This is a genomic window from Alcaligenes sp. PF14, assembly GCF_037150615.1.
GTDB lineage: Bacteria > Pseudomonadota > Gammaproteobacteria > Burkholderiales > Burkholderiaceae_B > Alcaligenes > Alcaligenes phenolicus.
In genome coordinates, this window is record NZ_JBAGRS010000004.1 from 181,838 (window position 1) to 197,345 (window position 15,508).

Annotated in this window: 12 protein-coding genes and 1 riboswitch; of the genes, 7 read left to right on the forward strand and 5 right to left on the reverse strand. The window is 57.8% G+C overall.

Features of this window, described 5'->3' with window-relative positions:
- Window positions 1–108: 108 nt before the first annotated feature.
- Window positions 109–201: riboswitch (S-adenosyl-L-homocysteine riboswitch) on the forward strand.
- Window positions 202–275: 74 nt separating this feature from the next.
- Genes ahcY through metF form a run of 3 tightly spaced genes read left to right on the forward strand, consistent with a single transcriptional unit; the run spans window position 276 to window position 2,890 of the window.
- Window positions 276–1,673: an adenosylhomocysteinase gene (gene ahcY, locus WFM49_RS10305; protein WP_026484121.1), complete on the forward strand. Its 1,398-nt coding sequence runs from the start codon at window positions 276–278 to the stop codon at window positions 1,671–1,673.
- Between the two features lie 42 nt (window positions 1,674–1,715).
- Window positions 1,716–2,054 (forward strand): phage holin family protein, encoded by a 339-nt coding sequence (locus tag WFM49_RS10310; RefSeq protein ID WP_009462594.1) that lies wholly within the window; start codon window positions 1,716–1,718, stop codon window positions 2,052–2,054.
- Complete coding sequence (metF, locus tag WFM49_RS10315; protein WP_021447042.1) at window positions 2,051–2,890, forward strand: methylenetetrahydrofolate reductase [NAD(P)H]; 840 nt, start codon at window positions 2,051–2,053, stop codon at window positions 2,888–2,890. Before WFM49_RS10310 ends, metF begins: the two co-directional genes overlap by 4 nt.
- Before the next feature lie 144 nt (window positions 2,891–3,034).
- On the opposite strand, the gene WFM49_RS10320 is transcribed toward metF, so the two are convergent.
- Entirely contained in the window at window positions 3,035–3,664 is a 630-nt protein-coding gene (locus tag WFM49_RS10320) for a 5-formyltetrahydrofolate cyclo-ligase (protein ID WP_009462592.1), read from the reverse strand.
- On the opposite strand from WFM49_RS10320, the gene WFM49_RS10325 reads away from it, so the two are divergent.
- Window positions 3,663–5,765 carry a lytic transglycosylase domain-containing protein gene (locus tag WFM49_RS10325; protein ID WP_336973076.1) on the forward strand — a complete coding sequence of 701 codons (2,103 nt, stop codon included), beginning with the start codon at window positions 3,663–3,665 and terminating at the stop codon, window positions 5,763–5,765. The genes WFM49_RS10320 and WFM49_RS10325 overlap by 2 nt on opposite strands.
- Before the next feature lie 11 nt (window positions 5,766–5,776).
- On the forward strand, window positions 5,777–6,919 hold the full coding sequence (locus tag WFM49_RS10330) for a CCA tRNA nucleotidyltransferase (RefSeq protein WP_021447040.1): 1,143 nt from the start codon (window positions 5,777–5,779) through the stop codon (window positions 6,917–6,919).
- Between the two features lie 222 nt (window positions 6,920–7,141).
- Here the strand turns inward: WFM49_RS10330 and WFM49_RS10335 are convergent, their stop codons facing one another.
- Entirely contained in the window at window positions 7,142–8,356 is a 1,215-nt protein-coding gene (locus WFM49_RS10335) for a class I SAM-dependent methyltransferase (protein WP_336973078.1), read from the reverse strand.
- A 4-nt stretch (window positions 8,357–8,360) separates the two neighbouring features.
- A complete protein-coding gene (locus WFM49_RS10340; RefSeq protein WP_009462588.1) occupies window positions 8,361–8,582 on the reverse strand; it encodes a hypothetical protein in 222 nt (73 codons plus the stop codon).
- Window positions 8,583–8,700: 118 nt separating this feature from the next.
- Here WFM49_RS10340 and WFM49_RS10345 point away from each other — a divergent pair, with 118 nt between their 5' ends.
- The gene (locus WFM49_RS10345) at window positions 8,701–9,270 is read left to right on the forward strand and encodes a class I SAM-dependent methyltransferase (protein WP_336973081.1); all 570 of its coding nucleotides are present in this window, start codon (window positions 8,701–8,703) and stop codon (window positions 9,268–9,270) included.
- A gap of 85 nt (window positions 9,271–9,355) precedes the next feature.
- Here WFM49_RS10345 and WFM49_RS10350 read toward each other — a convergent pair whose 3' ends face one another.
- Window positions 9,356–10,138: a sulfite exporter TauE/SafE family protein gene (locus WFM49_RS10350; RefSeq protein WP_088451290.1), complete on the reverse strand. Its 783-nt coding sequence runs from the start codon at window positions 10,136–10,138 to the stop codon at window positions 9,356–9,358.
- Between the two features lie 138 nt (window positions 10,139–10,276).
- Window positions 10,277–13,111 carry a phosphoenolpyruvate carboxylase gene (gene ppc / locus WFM49_RS10355; protein ID WP_336973083.1) on the reverse strand — a complete coding sequence of 945 codons (2,835 nt, stop codon included), beginning with the start codon at window positions 13,109–13,111 and terminating at the stop codon, window positions 10,277–10,279.
- A 163-nt stretch (window positions 13,112–13,274) separates the two neighbouring features.
- Here ppc and ilvD point away from each other — a divergent pair, with 163 nt between their 5' ends.
- Entirely contained in the window at window positions 13,275–15,134 is a 1,860-nt protein-coding gene (ilvD, locus tag WFM49_RS10360) for a dihydroxy-acid dehydratase (RefSeq protein WP_009462585.1), read from the forward strand.
- Window positions 15,135–15,508: the final 374 nt, after the last annotated feature.

A 15,508-nucleotide genomic window follows, 5' to 3' on the forward strand; every position in this document is an offset into this window, starting at 1 on the left:
GGTGGGACGGGCAAGTGCCAGTCTCATGAGAAGAAATTATGATTTTTACCCGTGGGGCTGTCTTCCCAAGATGATCCAAACGGGTACAATCACCCACATTCATTTGCCATCCTCGAGGGGCGTTGCGACAAGACTCACGGTCTTGCCAGGCTCGGGGCATGGATAGGTGGTATCCACCTTGGAGAACGACGCTCACCACGACCTGCATGGCGGGCTGCTGGTGAGAATTCATTTGCTCTCCCTGCAGTCTGCGTGCCGTATAACGGAGCCCGACTGTGACTTTTACCGATTACAAAATTGCCGATATTTCCTTGGCTGAATGGGGCCGCCGCGAGCTGACCATTGCCGAGACCGAAATGCCTGGCCTGATGGCCACCCGCGAGGAATTTGCTGCCTCCCAGCCCCTGAAGGGCGCGCGCATTGCCGGCAGTTTGCACATGACAATCCAAACCGGGGTTCTGATTGAAACCCTGACTGCCCTGGGCGCTGAAGTGCGCTGGGCATCGTGCAATATCTTCTCCACTCAAGATCACGCAGCCGCTGCCATTGCCGCATCTGGCGTGCCTGTGTTCGCCGTCAAGGGCGAAACCCTGGAAGAGTACTGGCAATACGCCCACGACATTTTCGACTGGCCCGGCGAACAGGCCAACATGATTCTGGACGACGGTGGCGACGCAACCTTGTTGCTGCACCTGGGTGCCCGTGCAGAAAAAGACCTGTCCGTTCTGGACAAACCCGGCAGCGAAGAAGAGCGCGTCATGTTCGCCTCCATTCGTGCCCGTCTGCAAAACGACAAAACCTGGTACTCCACCCGTCTGGCCCAAATCAAGGGTGTGACCGAAGAGACCACCACAGGCGTGCATCGTCTGTACCAGATGGCCAAGAAAGGCGAACTGGCTTTCCCTGCCATCAACGTGAACGACTCGGTGACCAAGTCCAAGTTCGACAACCTGTACGGCTGCCGCGAGTCCCTGGTAGACGGTATCAAGCGTGCTACCGATGTGATGGTTGCCGGCAAGATCGCCGTGGTTTGCGGCTTCGGTGACGTGGGTAAAGGTTGTGCCCAAGCACTGGCCGCCTTGCGCGCCCAGGTTTGGGTTACCGAAATTGACCCTATCTGCGCCCTGCAAGCCTCGATGGAAGGCTACCGCGTTGTGACCATGGAAGAAGCCGCCGACAAGGCCGACATCTTCGTGACTGCCACCGGTAACTACCACGTGATCGACCGCTCGCACATGGAACGCATGAAAGATCAGGCCATCGTGTGCAATATCGGTCACTTCGACAATGAAATTGACGTGGCCTCGGTGGAAGATCTGGAGTGGGAAGAGATCAAGCCTCAGGTTGATCACATCATTTTCCCTGATGGCAAGCGCATCATTCTGCTGGCCAAGGGCCGTCTGGTGAACCTGGGTTGTGCTACTGGTCACCCCTCTTTTGTGATGTCGGCTTCGTTCACGAACCAGACCATTGCACAAATTGAACTGTTCACTCGTGGCGAGAACTACGAAACGGGTAAAGTATATGTACTGCCCAAGCATCTGGACGAAAAAGTCGCTCGTTTGCACTTGAAGAAATTGGGTGTGAACTTGTCGACCTTGTCTCAGGCGCAGGCGGATTACATCAACGTACCTGTGCAAGGGCCATTTAAGGCTGAGCACTACCGCTACTAAAACGCACCGGCGTCTTCGGACGCCTATTCTTGGAGCCCTATCATGACTTTGCTACTTGTCTGGATCCTGAATGCTGTTGCCCTGCTGGTTGTCGCCTACATCCTGCCTGGTATTACGGTTGCCTCGTTTGGCTCGGCACTGATCGCTGCGCTGGTACTGGGCCTGCTCAATACCTTGGTCAAACCTTTGCTGATTGTGCTGACCTTGCCCATCACTATTGTGACTTTGGGCTTGTTCCTTCTGGTGCTCAACGCCTTGGTGTTCTGGTTTGCGGGCTCCATCCTCAAAGGCTTCCAGGTTGAAGGCTTCTGGTGGGCCGTGATTGGGGCGATCGTCTACAGTCTGGTTTCCGGGCTGCTGTCGGGATTGTTAATGAAATGAGCAACAAGCAAACCTTGAGCCTGGAGTTTTTCCCGCCGCGAGATATCGCGGCGCAGGAAAAACTGGTGCGCACCGCCAAGTCTTTGATGGGCTTGAACCCCGCCTATGTCAGCATGACGTTTGGAGCCGGTGGCTCCACCCGTGCTGGCACGGTCGATGCGGTAGCACTGCTGCAAAAACTGGGCTTTGATGTCGCACCGCACTTGTCGTGCATTGGTACGGCGCCCGCGCAGCTTGGCGAGATGCTGGACAATTACCGCGATCAGGGCATACGACGTATCGTGGCCCTGCGCGGTGACTTGCCTTCGGGTATGGGTGGTGACGCGGGCGAACTGCGCTATGCCAGCGATCTGGTGTCATTCATTCGTGAAAACTATGGCGAACACTTCCATATCGAAGTGGCCGCTTATCCCGAGATGCACCCTCAGGCCACAGGCTTTAGCGACGACCTGGGTCACTTTGTGAACAAGGTCAAGGCTGGTGCGCACGGTGCGATCACGCAGTACTTCTTCAACCCGGACTCGTATTTCAGCTTTGTTGAGCGAGCCCAGGCGCAAGGAGTCACGATTCCGATCACACCGGGCATCATGCCCATTACCAACTCGTCCCAGTTGCTGCGGTTCTCGACCATGTGCGGTGCAGAAGTGCCGCGCTGGATTCGCCTGCGATTGGCCGATTTTGGTGATGATCGTGCATCGATTCGTGCTTTCGGTATCGATGTGGTGGCACGCTTGTGTCAGGACCTGCTCGATGGCGGCGCTCCTGGCATTCACATGTACACCCTGAACGGGGCAGATGCAAGCATGGCTATCTTGCCGAATCTGACCTGGCGCTAAGCACTTCGCGTCGCGAAAAAAAAACCCGCCACATTCATTTGGCGGGTTTTTTCATGGGGAACTGACTAGCCAGCATCTGACCCGGTTTAATCAACTGCTTGGCAAACAGAGTTGTGGATTAAACAGTTTGTGGTAGCGGGTTACTTATAGTTCCGGAGCGGGCACAGCCCAGCCTTTATCAGTCAGAATACTGTCCAGGCGTTGGTCGTGCGGGGCGGGCTGGTAGGCCTGGCCGGATAAATCGCCCACTGCCCAGGCAATACCAATGCTGGTAAAAGCGTGGTTTTGTTCTTTCAGCGCCGCCAAGGTCCGGTCGTAGTAACCCTTGCCATACCCTAGACGATCACCCTGTCTGGTGTAGCCCAGGGTTGGGACCAGGACAATATCCGGTTGCATGGTTTTAGTGGAAATGGGGATTTCGATGCCGTAGCGACCCTTTTCCATTTCGGTCTCGGGTGTCCACTCGACAAAGCTCAAAGGGGCATCGGCCTCTTTGACAACGGGCAGACAGACATTGATGCCTTCCTCTTCCACCCATTGAAGCAGCAGTGGGCGCAAGTCCGGCTCCTGGGCCATAGGCCAGAAAGCGGCAATGGTAGTGGGTTCGGTACGGCCCTGTTCACGCAGGCGGCTGCGGTTGGTGGCCAGCCAGGTAAATAGACGGCCCCGTATCAGCAAAGCGCCCCGGTTGGTGTCGATGGAGGGCTGCCCGGCTCGCAGGTCTTTTAGTCGCGTGCGCAGCGCGGCTGCGTTATGCTCTACGTTCTGAATCATGGGTGATTTTCTAAAGGCCGTCACTATGGGTATCAACCAGCTAAAGTACCAGAAAACACCAGCTTGGGGCATGGCATCCATGCTTCCTCGCCCGCCCTTGAGCGCTTTGGTGGTGTTTGCCCTGGGTTTGGTCGGCTGTGCGGGGTCGCAGTCGCCGCAAGCCCAGACTCATTCCCCGGATCCTGCCGTTGCCAAGCAAGCTGTCGCGTTGCAGCCTGCCAAAGAAGCCGTGCGTCGCTGGGATCGAGTCCCGCCTGTGCCGCCAACGGCCCGCCAGGCTTTGATTGACGCCCGTGATGCCATGCAGGCCAAGCGCTGGACGGCGCTCGATGCTCTGGCTCCGGTTGCCGCTAATGATCCTGTTCTGGGTTCTTACGCCGAATACTGGCGCTTGCGCCGGATTTTGCAGGATACGACCACGCCCGTGCCCGATGAGCAAATTCGTTTGTTCCTGAGCGGCAATCAAGACGAATACCTGGAAAATCGCCTGAAGTCCGACTGGATTGTGGCGGCCGCGCGTACCGGCAACTATGCTTTGGTGCGTGAGCTGGCCCCCGTTCACGCCCCTACCTCGGCTGTGAAGTGTGCAGTAGCGTCGGCACAGAACATGGCCGGTCAGCCTGTGGATGTGCAGGACTTGCTGGTGTCGTTCTCTCCAAGCCAGGCCTGCTGGTCGGCACTGGACCAGTTGTACGCCCGTAAAGTGATCAGCAAGAATCAGGTCCGTGATCTGATGCGTGATGCTCTGGAAAATAATCGTACATCCCAGGCCCGCCGCCTGGCCGCGATTATCTTCACTGCGCCGCAAATGAAGGATTACACCGCCTTGATGGCTTCGCCACAGAAATGGCTGGATCGTAATGTGAACAACAGTTCGGTCAATCCGGAGCTGGTGTCCTTGGCCTTGTCCCGTTTGGGCCGTGGTCAGCGCGATGCCGCAGCGGCCTATATAGACCGTACCTGGGCGGGCAAGATCCCTCAAGAGAACCTGAATTGGGTGTGGGGCCAGTTTGGTCTGATCAGTGCCTTGCGGGTGGAAGACGATGCGGCCAAATGGTATCGCCGCTCCGGTCGTACCCCCATGACGGATTACAACAACGCTTGGCAAGTGCGCGCCGAGTTGCGTCAGGGCACCATCGAGTGGAAGCATGTCTCTGCCGCCATCGACAAGATGAACGATGCGCAGAAGGCCGAGCCGGTTTGGGTGTACTGGTCGGGGCGTGCCCATGAAGCCTTGGGTCATAAAGATCAGGCTCGTGCCAAGTTCCAGTCCATTGTGGGTGATCTGAACTTCTACGGTCAGTTGGCCACGGAAGAGTTGGGCCTGACACCTTCCTTGCCCCCACAGCCGCAACCTTTGACGCCGCTGGACATGCAGGATGCCCGTACCAATGCGGGCTTGCTGCGTGCGGTGGAGCTGTTCAAGCTGGGTTGGCGTCCGGAAGCGGTACCCGAGTGGAACTTTGCCTTGCGTGGCATGAACGACAGACAGTTGCGTGCAGCAGCCGAGTTCGCGCGCGAGCAGCATATCTACGACCGGGTGGTGAATACTTCCTTGTTGACCAAGAACGAGATCGACTTCAGCCAGCGTTTTATCGCCCCTTTTGAGGGCCGCGTAACTGAGCAGGCCAAGTCCATTAATCTGGACCCGGCCTGGGTGTATGGCCTGATCCGTCAGGAATCGCGCTTTATTACCGATGCGCGCTCGGGTGTCGGGGCATCGGGTTTGATGCAACTGATGCCTGCCACCGCCAAATGGGTGGCCAACAAGATCGATATGCGTGACTTCTCGCCCTCCCGTGTGAACGAGTTCGAGGTGAATACGGTGCTGGGTACCAATTACCTGAATATGGTTCTGGGTCAACTGGATGGATCGCAGGTTCTGGCATCGGCAGGCTATAACGCAGGGCCAGGTCGTCCCCGCCAGTGGCGCTCGCGCTTGAACACTCCGGTAGAAGGGGCCATTTTTGCAGAAACCATTCCTTTTACTGAAACGCGCTTGTACGTGAAAAACGTGCTCTCCAACGCGACCTATTACGCCATGATGTTCAGCGGTCAGCCGCAGTCCCTCAAAGGGCGTTTAGGTACGATCTCGCCTTGATGAGTCCGTCCATGCTTGATAACAGACAGCAAGCAGCTCTGGCGGCCCTGATGGGGCCGCCAGATCCTGTTCTGGACGGTTTGCAGGTCTATGTGGTGGGTGGCGCGGTTCGCGATGCCTTGCTGGGGCTGCCAGCGGGTGACAAGGATTGGGTCGTAGTCGGTGCCCGGCCCGAAGACCTGGCCGCGCGCGGCTTTGTTCCCGTAGGTGGCGACTTTCCTGTCTTTCTGAATCCCCATAGCAAAGAAGAGTTTGCCCTGGCCCGAACTGAGCGCAAGTCGGGCCGTGGTTACAAGGGCTTTACCTTTTACACCGGCACAGACGTGAGCCTGGCGGACGATTTGCGTCGCCGTGATCTGACCATCAATGCCATGGCCGTGGATGCGGCGGGGAATCTGCATGATCCCTTGAATGGTTTGGCGGATTTGCAGGCCCGTCTATTCCGGCATGTGGGCACCGCATTTAGCGAAGACCCGGTACGCTTGCTGCGTCTGGCACGTTTTGCCGCCCGCTTTTCCGAGTTCACCGTGGCCGACGATACCTGGGCTCTGGCACGTGATCTGGTCGAGCAGGGTGAAGTGGACGAGCTGGTGCCTGAGCGCATCTATCTGGAAATAGCGAAAGGTTTATCTGCCCAGCAGCCCGCTCGCATGTTCGAGGTACTGCGGGAGGTCGGCGCGTTAGAGCGTGTCATGCCCGGCTTGAACTACAACGATCAGGTGGGTCAGCAGGTGCAGATCGCCAAAGACAGGCGTCTGGATCTGGCAAGCTGCTTTGCCGTTCTGTGCCATATTTCGGACACCCCAGGACAGGTGGCCGAACAGATTCGTGCACCCTCTGAATGGCGCGACCAGGCCCGTCTTTTGCCAGTGCTGTTAGCCAGCCCTGCCTTGTTGCAGCCTCGTGCAGACGTGGAGTCTGCCTTGCAAGTCATGGAGTCGTTGGATGCCTTGCGCAAACCAGAGCGCTTTACTCAGCTGATCAGTGCGGCGGCCTGTCAGCAGGACGTTCCAGAGCTGGAATGGGACTTCTTGCGAAAGGTGATGGCCAGTGTGGATGCCGGTGCAGTTGCTGCTCGATACAAGGCCGAGCCAGGCAAAATCCGTGAAGCGGTGCGCGCAGCTCGATTGGCAGCTTTGGAGCAGTCTGTTTAGTCTATGTGTGAGCAGCCTGGAGTGCACACTCAGAAAATAAGCGGCTAATAGGCCGCTTATTTTTTTCTGCTGAGTGCGTGTTCGTCTAGGGGGCGATGTCTCGGGGGAGTGTTCTGGCGCGGTTGCTTCACGTAAAAACGGCAAGGTATATACCCTGCCGTTTGCTGATCTCTGCTTATGGCTCTTGAGGGAAATGCCCTCAGGAAGTTCCTCAAGGCCGCTTTACAGACGCTCGCGTCGATCTCCGCTCATTGTGCCCAGCACTGGGGCTGAAATATCGCGCCCAATAATCAGCACTTTGAACAGTTCCCCCATTTCCGCTTCAGACAGCAGTTTATTGGCGGCACTCATGGTCTGTGCCCATTGCTGTTGCACGGCGGGCAATGGGTCTTCCGGCGGAGAAGCCAGGAAGTTGGTGATGCCGCAATTCATCAGGAAGCGCGCCTGGCTGGTATAGCCCAGTACATCCAAACCGGCCTCCAGGGCGGCATCCGCCATGGCGGTGAAGTCCACGTGGGCGGTAATGTCCTGCAAGCCAGCCAGCACCAGCGGCTCGGCATGAGCAAAGTGGCGGAAGTGGCACATCAAGGTGCCTTTGTCACGTTGCGGGTGATAGTACTCGCGCTGCGGAAAACCGTAGTCGATCAAAATGGCCGCGCCTTGCTTTAACCAAGTACCCATGCTGCGCACCCAGGCTTCAGCTTGCAGGTTGATCTCGGATAGGTAGAAGGGCTGCGCTTCCACGCGTTCGGCCACCAGCGAAGCCAGATGGTCGGGAGCCGGGCGGGTAGCCAGGTAGAAAGGCGCTGGCAGGCCCTGGGCTGTGCTGTCGTCTGCTGCAATAACGCCCACTTCCAGCACCTTGCCAGCCACATCAAACGTGAACAGGCTGGCAGGCATGGCATCCAGAACCTCATTAGCCACCACGCAACCCTTGAAGCTGTGTGGCGTGCTGTCCAGCCACTGCACTTGTGCTTGCAGGGGGGCCAGACGCTCTTGCTGACGCACACGCAAATCAGGCGATACTTCCAGAATTGAATACTGCGGCTCGATACCTTGCTTGCGCAGCTCCGTAATCAGCGCTTGGGCCAAAGCGCCGCTACCCGCGCCGAACTCCAGAACGGACAGGGATTGGCTGCCTTCCAGTACTTCCATGACCTGACGGCTCAAGGTCTGAGCAAACAGGGGAGAGAGTTCGGGGGCCGTCGTAAAGTCGCCCGTTGGCTGATTGCTGCCAAACTTGGTGCTGCCGCCGGTGTAGTAGCCCAGATGGGGGGCGTACAGCGCATGGTGCATCCATTGGTCGAATGGCAGGAAACCGCCTTCATCGGCAATGCGGTCCAGCAAGTAATCATTAACCTGTGCGACGTGTTTCTTCAGTTCCTCGGACAGGGGAGGCAAACCGTGTGGCAGGGCAGGGGCGGACAATACGTTCATGGCGTCAGTTGGGCTTGTCGTTAGGTGTCTCGGAAGAAGCCGGGGCGGCGCTCTTGGCGCTGGCTTTCTTGGCCTGGGTCACTTGGTGCAGGGTGCGGATCATGCCCACCAGCATCCCGATCAGGATGGAGGTGGCAGCGGCCAGGATGAAGTTGCCGTAGACAAACCATAAAGGCAGGCACAGAACGGCCATCAGCAATATGGGTTTTTGCAGCAGAACTTTCATACACCCTCAAAAAATAGCGTGGAATCGGGGCCAATTGTAGCCCAGGCCAGTGCTGTGCTTGAGCTTGCCCACTGCTGCGTTACCATGGGCGTTTTGTCTGCTTAGCAAAGGGGTAAGGATGAACGACAGGGGACAGGCCAGCGCCTGGTTACAGGCATGGGCCCATTTGATTCCGAATCCGGGCACGGTTCTGGATGTGGCCTGTGGTCGGGGGCGCAATGCCCGCTGGTTGGCTGAGCGGGGCAATACCGTGATCGGTGTAGACCGGGACCCGGAAGCGGTGGCAGCGACTTCGCCTTACGGGGAAATTATCCAGGCTGATATCGAAAACGGTCCCTGGCCTTTTGCCGGGCGCAAGTTCAATGCTCTGGTGGTGACCAAGTACTTGTGGCGCCCCTTGATGCCGACTTTGCTGGAGAGTCTGGAGCCAGGTGGGGTGCTGGTTTACGAAACCTTTGGGGTGGGCAACGAGCAATACAACACGCCGCGTAATCCGGACTTTCTGTTGCAGCCGGGGGAGCTGCTGCGCTGGTGTGCGGACCTGGATATCGTGGCGTATGAGCATGGTTTCCGGGCCGATCCGGACCATATTGTTCAGCGCATTGTCGCCGTGCGTCCGCGTGAGGTCGGCTCTTTCAGCGATTACCGTCTGAATCCGCAAGACGGTGGTGGCAGTATCTGCGAGTAAAGTATGTGCAGTTTTGAGCCAAGCGCAGCGCTTGGCTCAAAGCCATGTATCCGTTGTTGCTTGAGCGCGCGTATCGAATCGCGGCTTAAAACAGATAGGTACGTGCCAGCATGGACAGGGCCACAACAGCGGTCAGGATGCTGAAACCCTGTTGCAAGCGCACAGAAGGAATATGAGGGGCTAGTTGTCGGCCTATCACCATGCCACCCATGGCCGAGGCCACAAAAACCCAGCCGCTAAGGGGAATCTCCGCCCCGTGTGCCAGACTCATGGCCGAAGCGCTCAGGGAGATCAGGGCGATCAGCATCAAGGATGTAGCCACAATGCTATGCATGGACAGGTCGCTGAAACGTTTCAAGGCAGGCACGATCAGAAAGCCGCCGCCCACGCCCAACATGCCTGAAAACAAACCCGCTACCGCACCAATTGAAGCCAAGGTGGCTGTGCCTGCTGGCGTCCAGCGCAGGCGGCCGGTTTCCGGGTTCAGGCAACAGGGTGTATGAGCATGGGCCGTTGCCGCCGGACGACGCAGCATTTTGGTGGCGATCCACAGCATGATGGCGACAAACAGCGTTACCAGCACTTTTTCCGGCAAGGCGTGGCTGATGCGTACGCCCAAAGACGTGACCAAAGCGCCCGTGATAGCCATGAACATGGCAGCTCTATAGCGCACGATATGCTTGTACAGACCATCCAGCGCGCCGACCAGAGCGGCGGCGCCTACAGCCAGCAAGGCCACTGGCGTGGCCGCCGTCATGCTGTAACCCATGCCCAATACCAAAGCGGGCACGGCCAAAATACCGCCACCCGCGCCAGTCAGGCCCAGCGACAGGCCAGTCAGAATTCCCAGGATGATTGCAAGCGCCATAAGCCATATGGCGTGACCCCGGTGAGGATCACGCCTTTTTCAGAAAGCGTAGTAATGGCTTATTGTACGCTCTTAACTTCTTTTGGAAATTAGCTTATTTATAAAAGTAATTAATAGGTCAATTTCCATGGCTTGGAGTTAGCCCGAGTTACGCAGGCCAGCCGCAATACCGTTGATCGTCAGGTGAATGACGTGTTGCTTGTTCACACCGCTGCGTGTGGGCTTGTTGGCCTTTTCACCTTGACGGCGATGGCGGCGCAGCAGTTCCACCTGCAAGTGGTTCAGCGGGTCAATATAGGCAAAGCGTTCGGCCAGGGCATCTTGCAAAGCCTGATCGTGCGCCAGCAGTTCGTGGCCCGTAATTTCACGGAACAGCCGGTGTGTCAGTTCGAACTCGTCACGGATTTGCGTGAAGATGGTCTCGCGCAGTTCCTCGTCCTCGACCAGACCGGCGTATTTCAGGCCGATATCCAAGTCAGTCTTGGCCAGCACCTGCTCCATATTGGACAGTAGCGTGCGGAAGAAGGCCCAGTCGCGCGCCATGGCTTGCAACTGAGCCAAGCGCTTGCTGCGGTTCAGGCCATCATTGGGCAGCCCCGATTCCAGATAGCGGTTCAAGGCCGTGCCCATGCCGTACCAGCCAGGAATAGGCAGACGGCATTGTGCCCAGGAGAAACTCCAGGGGATGGCGCGCAGGTCTTCAATGCTTTGCGTGGCCTTGCGCGAGGAAGGACGCGAGCCGATATTCAGGCCAGCAATTTCCTTGATAGGCGTGGACTGGAAGAAGTACTGATCAAAGTTCGGCGTACCGTAGACCAGTTGGCGATAGCTTTGATGAGCCTGCTCGGACATCCAGGCCATGGCGTCACCATACGCAGCCAGATGTTCGTCGTCATTGGACGAGCCTTTGCGTGAACCCAGGCTGGCTTCCAGCGTGGCAGCGACAAACAGCTCCAGATGCCAGCGACCCACGTCCGCATCCTTGTAGCGACCTTGAATCATTTCGCCTTGCTCGGTCAGACGAATCTGACCGTTCACGGTGCCTGGAGGCTGCGCCAAAATAGCGTCGAAACTGGAACCACCGCCTCGGCCTACCGAACCGCCACGACCGTGGAACAGGCGCAAACGCACTTTGCGGCGCGAGAAAACCTGCGCAAATTCACGCTCGGCACGGTATAGCGTCCAGTTGGAGGTCAGGTAGCCACCATCTTTATTACTGTCCGAATAACCCAGCATCACTTCCTGCACGCTGTCCTGCGCGTGACGCACGCGCTGGCGGATTTCAGGCATATCCAGCCATTCCTGCATGATTTGCGGGCCACGCTCCAAGTCAGGAATGGTCTCGAACAGCGGTACAACCATCAGACCTTGATGCTCTGGCTCGTTGGAATTGGGCACGATCAGGCCAGTTTCCTGTTGCAGCACCAGCACTTCCAGCAAGTCGCTGAGGGTTTCGGTGTGCGACACAATGGTTTGTTCCAATGCGCGCGCTCCAAAGCGGCGGCGGCATTCGGCGGCTTTGCGCAGAATGGACAGTTCTTTCTCGGTTTCTTCCGAGTAGCGATACCAGGGCGAAACCAGGGGGCGATGGTGGCGCAACTCCGAGCGCAGCAAAGTGATGCGGTCCTCTTCGGACAGTTGGCGATAATTGACGGGTTCGTCCTTGTACAGCGTGCCTGCCACGCGGAACAGCTCGTCCAGTACGCGCTCGTGCACGTCCGAGCTTTGGCGCAGGTCCAAAGTGGCCAGATGGAAGCCAAAAACCTCCACAGCTTGAATCAATTCGTTCAAACGCAGGCCGGCAATGGCGCCGCCTTTGTTTTCAGCCAGGGAGTCGGCAATGATTTGCAGATCAGCCTTGAATTCTTGCGGGTTTGCGTAGGGTGGGGCGGCGTAAGTGGGGCGATCGGCCAGGTCGCGGCCCAGCAGGTTCTGCGCTGTGGCCGCCATACGGGCGTACAGATGAATAAAGCTGCGGCGATAAGGTTCGTCTACACGGTGTGGCGACGGGTCCTGGCTGCTGGCCGACAAGGCCGCCAGGTCTTTGCTGACACGGTTCAGTGCGTCGGACACGGAGATTTCCGTACCCAGCAAACGAATCTGCTCCAGATAGTGTTGCAGCGCGCGTGTCGACTGGCGCAGCACCGCTTGTTCAACCGTTTCAGGGCCTACATTGGGGTTGCCGTCGCGATCGCCGCCAATCCAGCTGCCCATGCGCAAAAAGGCGGGCAGGGAGCGTGTTTTCTGATCCAGCAGGCTTGTTTTGCCTGGTTCCAGCAAACGGTCCAGATCGTGGTACAGCTGCGGAATGGTGGGCAGGAAGGTGGAGCCGTAATAGGCCAGGGCGTTATCGATCTCGTCCATCACCGTCAGCTTGTGGTCGCGTAGCATGCGGGTTTGCCACAGCAGGGACACCAGACCGGTCAGCTTTTCCTGGGTGCGGGCTGATTGTGTGGCGCTGGCTTTGTGATCCAGTCCGTTCAATTCATCGGCAATGGCCATATGCACAGCCAGCGTACTTTGGCGCTGAACTTCGGTAGGGTGAGCCGTCAGCACCGGCATCACACAGGCTTCTTGCAGATAGCGGCGAATTTTCTTGGCGCTCAGACCCTGGTCCATCAAGGTCTGAATGGCGTGTTGCAGGCTGCCCAGCAGTTTCGCAGGATCTTGCTCTTCGCGGCGACGGTTCTGGTCGCGGTCCTCGGCAATATTGGACAGGTGCAAAAAGTAGGCAAAGGCACGGGCCACGGAACGGGCCTGCGCATCGTTCAGCTTGGGAATGTCTTTTTCCAGAATCCGTGCTTGCTGCGGATCGTGTTCACGTCTGAAACTGACAGCCGCCCGGCGCAGGGCTTCAATCAGCGTGAAGGTCGCCTTTCCTTCGCTATCACGAATCACCTCTCCCAGGGCCTTGCCCAGAAAGCGGATGTCCTGTCGAAGCAGGTTGGAAAGGTCAGGCACGGCCTGCGGCATAATATATCTCCTGTTAACTAAGGGGTTTTGCTGCAAAGGATTCTGGGTGCCAGATCGGTAGCCGCCCTACGGTAAGACGCCTTCCCGACCTTGACGCGCACAAAGCGCCTTGGGACGTTTATGATAGGTATCTTTACATAATTTTCCTGTTCAGAGAGTAGTCATGCCCCAATATCGCTCCCGTACCTCGACCCACGGTCGGAATATGGCCGGCGCGCGTGCCCTGTGGCGCGCCACCGGTATGAAAGACGAGGATTTCTCCAAACCGATCATTGCGGTGGTGAACTCCTTTACGCAATTCGTACCGGGTCACGTACACCTGAAAGACATGGGCCAACTGGTTGCCCGTCAAATTGAAGCGGTCGGCGGTGTGGCAAAAGAGTTCAACACCATTGCGGTGGACGACGGTATTGCGATGGGCCACGGCGGCATGTTGTATTCCCTGCCTTCGCGCGAACTGATCGCCGACTCGGTGGAATACATGGTCAACGCCCACTGTGCCGACGCCATGGTGTGTATCTCCAACTGCGACAAAATCACCCCCGGTATGTTGATGGCCGCCATGCGCCTGAACATTCCTGTGGTGTTTGTGTCGGGTGGACCGATGGAAGCGGGCAAGGTCTACTCGCCAGACGGCAAGACCGTGGTGCAAAAGCTGGATCTGGTGGACGCCATGATTCAAGCCGCTGACCCTAATGTCACTGATGAACAGGCTGAAGCTGTTGAACGTAGCGCTTGCCCGACCTGTGGTTCCTGTTCGGGCATGTTTACCGCCAACTCCATGAACTGTCTGACCGAGGCGCTGGGCCTGTCCTTGCCCGGTAACGGCACCATTGTTGCCACCCACGCTCGCCGCCAAGGCTTGTTTGAGCGCGCTGGCAGCCTGATCGTGGATCTGGCCAAACGCTACTACGAGCAAGACGACGAATCCGTCCTGCCACGCAACATCGCCACCTACCAGGCTTTTGAAAACGCCATGACCCTGGACGTGGCCATGGGCGGTTCCACCAACACCGTGCTGCATTTGCTGGCCGCAGCCCAGGAAGCCGGTGTGGAATTTACGATGGCCGATATCGACAAGATCTCGCGTCGCGTCCCTTGCCTGTGTAAAGTGGCTCCCGCCACCCCCGAATTCCACATGGAAGACGTGCACCGCGCGGGCGGCATCATGGCTATTCTGGCCGAACTGGCCCGGGCCGACTTGCTGAACCTGGATGTGGGCAACGTACACAGTGGCACCTTGCGTGAAGCCATCAAGCGTTGGGACGTCAAGGGCGACAACGTCAAAGCCATTAGCGATTTCTTCCGCGCTTCCCCCGGCGGTATCCCAACGCAAGTGGCCTTCAGCCAGGACCGTTACTACCAGGAACTGGACACAGACCGCGTCAAGGGCTGTATCCGCGACAAGGCTAATGCTTATTCGCAAGACGGCGGCTTGGCCGTGTTGTACGGTAACCTGGCCATCAACGGTTGTATCGTCAAGACCGCTGGCGTGGATGAAAGCATCCTGACCTTCACCGGCACTGCTCGCGTTTACGAAAGCCAGGACGATTCTGTGGCTGCCATTCTGGACGGCGTGGTCAAGGCGGGTGATGTGGTCATTATTCGCTACGAAGGCCCCAAAGGCGGCCCAGGTATGCAGGAAATGCTGTACCCCACCTCCTATCTGAAATCCATGGGCCTGGGTAAAAGCTCGGCCTTGTTCACCGATGGTCGCTTCTCCGGCGGTTCGTCCGGTCTGGTGATTGGTCATGCGTCACCTGAAGCTGCCGAAGGTGGCAATATCGCCCTGGTGCAAGATGGCGACACCATCGAGATTGACATCCCCAACCGTCGTATCCACTTGGCCATCAGCGATGAAGAACTGGCCGCACGCCGTGCCGAAATGGAATCGCGTGGCTCCAAGGCCTGGAAGCCAGTGAACCGCGAGCGCGTTGTGTCGCAAGCCCTGAAAGCCTATGCCGCTTTGGCGACGTCGGCTGACCGTGGTGCAGTGCGTGATGTGTCGCAGCTGGATCGCTAAGCTGATTTAGCTTTTAGCTGATGAAACCCCACTTGTTTTGGCAGGTGGGGTTTTTTATGGGTTTCGAGTGTAGGGGGCGGAGTAGTACTGATCTTCGTAGAACCGCCGCCCAAGCCCCTTGCCCCTGGGGCCAGGCGGACTGCTTGCCGGTGCTGCGCACCGGTGCCCTTGTCGGAGTCTCCCTTCGGGCGCACTCTGAACTCGCGCGATAGCTCGTCCCCCGGACGAGCTATAAGCGTCGCGCTCAAACAGCAGAGTGCTTGTATCCCGAAGGCAGACTCCGCCTGCGGCAAGCTGTCTGACTCGCCTGGCCCCAGGGGCAAGGGGCTTGGGCGGCTCTAGAGGAACAATAGTCCATACCTTGCTGTTGTGTT